The organism is Bathymodiolus platifrons methanotrophic gill symbiont (assembly GCF_002189065.1).
Lineage (GTDB): Bacteria > Pseudomonadota > Gammaproteobacteria > Methylococcales > Methylomonadaceae > Methyloprofundus.
The window spans coordinates 1-2,796 of sequence record NZ_BDMN01000476.1 but is presented as its reverse complement, the minus strand read 5'-3'; the positions used below and the strand labels follow the sequence as shown (position 1 = coordinate 2,796).

General features: G+C 34.2%; 2 protein-coding genes and 1 pseudogene. 1 reads left to right on the top strand and 2 read right to left on the bottom strand.

Translation table 11 applies throughout. From position 1 onward, the window contains the following. Positions 1-218 (top strand): annotated as a pseudogene (locus CDZ78_RS22750) (hypothetical protein); the annotation flags it as partial. A 186-nt stretch (positions 219-404) separates the two neighbouring features. Here CDZ78_RS22750 and CDZ78_RS19535 read toward each other — a convergent pair. Both CDZ78_RS19535 and yhdJ read right to left on the bottom strand, forming a co-directional pair. Next, a complete protein-coding gene (locus tag CDZ78_RS19535) occupies positions 405-1,556 on the bottom strand; it encodes a restriction endonuclease (protein ID WP_087871456.1) in 1,152 nt (383 codons plus the stop codon). Beyond that, positions 1,543-2,424, bottom strand: a complete 882-nt coding sequence (gene yhdJ, locus CDZ78_RS19530) for an adenine-specific DNA-methyltransferase (protein WP_087871455.1) — start codon at positions 2,422-2,424, stop codon at positions 1,543-1,545. The genes CDZ78_RS19535 and yhdJ overlap by 14 nt, the downstream gene beginning before the upstream one ends. Between the last annotated feature and the right edge of the window lie 372 nt (positions 2,425-2,796).

The window sequence follows — 2,796 nt, the reverse complement described above, 5'->3', positions numbered from 1 at the left end:
ATTTCGCTCGTACTAATGCAGCGCTTCCTTCTTCTTTTCTTTTCACCACTAGTAAAGGACTCCTGCAAGTCTTTGATTACAAAGGAATAAAAGGCATACAGATATGGGCTGAACGAGGTTGTGCCAGATTATCCAAGTTACTACGTACTGATGAAGCGTGGGATTTATGGGAAGAAATGAATAACGTAACAAAAGTAAATTATCACATTAAGAGGTGAGGGCTAAAAATGTCATTTTCAAGAGACTATGAAACCAAAGACCAGCTACTATTAGGATAGGCGTAGTGAATGCTACAGCCGAAACTATGGCAGAAAATACAGACTTTCAGGAGAACTGGAAACCTGAAAGCGGTGTTTTTTGCCTTGTTCCTGATGAATTAAATATACCTTTTTAACTTCCCTGCCCTATTCAGCCGACTTTTCAAAAGCAAGTATGTCTTGTTCTTCTGATTCTACATTAAATTCAACACGACTTTGAAGAACAATTTCCTCGATTACTTTTGCTCCACAACCTGACTTGAGTACACTCTCAAATATTTCTATTAACTTGGGAATATTTATTATTTCATCAACTGATTCAATATACCTTTTAACGATAGCCTTAATTTGATATTTAGCTTCTGCTTGAAGGGCTATTGTCTTTAAAACTTCTTCACTTGATTCATTTGTTTTAACAACAAACGTAATTGGGTATCTTTGAACTTTGTCTATATCTAAGAAATATTTTCCAGCATCAATAGTTTCCGTGACTTGAAAAAACCTTCCAAGTGGTTTCATCACAAAATCAATACCGCCGTCATTAGCGTTTGTTCGTCCAGTCTTATAAAGTATTAAAGACTCTTCAATAAGTTCGTCTGGTGACCAGCCCCAAAAAATTCTTTGGTCAGCATAATACTGTTTTAATACAGCGAAGCTCGCTATTTCAAATACACGAGCATCAACATTCGGCCGAAATAACCCTTTTATAAACTCGATTGCCTTTTCAGGAGACTCCGCCTGAATATTTATAATTTCCTGACAGTAGCCCATGAACTCTGAGAAAGCACTTTGTCTAGCGTGAATATATGCCTCAATAATTTCCTTTATAGATAGAGCAATATTAATTTTTTTATTACCTATATTAACGAAAACTAAATTTTCATTAATCCAGTATCTATTGCTTTTTGAGTCTCGAATAATGGGTAAATATTCACAAGCTGGAAAATATTTTTTAAATTCTTCATTTAAGCGATGATTAAGAGCATGATTTTGTAGTTTACTGCCAAATGGAAGTTCCCTCTGACGACGAAACAAATCACTAAATTTAGCTCCTTCATAGTCGTTATATCCACCATTAATAGAAAAATTACCATTTAAGTAATCTTCTATTAGAACATATATTGCATAGTGGTTTGCAAATCCTGCGCGTGACTTTGAGCCACGATTAGCGGCTTTTGTTTTAATATTTAGGTATTGAATAATTTCACTTTTTTTTAAAATCTCATTACCATTTTTTTCCGAAAATCTATCAAGAATATCAATAATAGTTTTTGTAAAATCATGTTTAACAATTGACACTAAAAATACCCCCCTTTACTTCACCCCTATTAGCTCCTCTACCATTTTTAATTTTTGTATTTTTTTCTGGTTTTGTTAGTTTTTCTCCCTGATGTTCTTCAAGATTAAGCACACGGCGTAATCCTATTTTTAAGTATTCATCTTGAGATTCAATGCTTACAGTTTTTCTTCCTAATATTTTAGCGACAGTAGCAGTTGTAAATGTTCCCGAAAATGGGTCAAGTACTGTATCACCCTCATTACTGCTGGCTTGGATTATTCTATTTAGTAATGCTTGTGGTTTTTGGGATGGATGGTTTTCATATTCATCCATTCTGTACCGCACTCTTGGAAAATCCCAAACGTTACCTGGAATCTTTTTTGTATTATATGGCTTTGGCTCTTTTCCTCGATAATCAATAAGTTTTCTTTTTGAACCTGTTTTTGCTTCAACAAGAATATCGTCAGCATTAAATGTATATGCCTTTGGATTCTTGACACAATATAGAATAGGCTCATACATAGAGCCATAATACTTTCTAGCTTGGACACCTGAACTATCGTAAGACCAGATAATACGGCCAAGAATCGAAAGTCTTTCTTTAACGTATAGATCAAAATATGGCATAGCTTGAGTGCTAGTCATTAAGTACATTGTACCTGTAGGCTTTAATACTCGAATACACTCATCAATCCATTTGTATGCCCAATCAGCATATTCAGTATCAGAAGGCCAGCGATCCTTAAAATTTGAGAACTTTTTACCGATGTTATAAGGGGGGTCTACAAATATTAGGTCAATTGAAGCATCTTTGATTTGTGATTTTAATATTTCTATAGCGTCGCCATGGTGGATAATATGGTCTTTTTTTTCGTATTTTTTGTACATATTTGTGTAAAAATCAACTATAACCTGTTTTTATGCAACCAATGGATAAGATACCATCTAGGAGAAATAATTTCTCATCCCATCCGATAAACTAGTGAGAAAGTCAGGTACATTAATGAGAATAATAACTTGAAAAGTCGCACTATTTTTAGTTGAACATGCGAACCTTCTTTGGCTGAAATTAAATCTTATGATCGTAGCAATACCTTCGCCAATTTTAATTTAAGCCAAAAAGGACAATCTTACACCTATATAAATCAATCGCTTATAGGCTGTAAAATTCATAAAAATGAGTGTGTTTTCATTTTGGCGAAGGTATTGCGTAGCTGAAGTTTCCCAATTATTGAGTAGCTGAAATACACAATGCTGGTG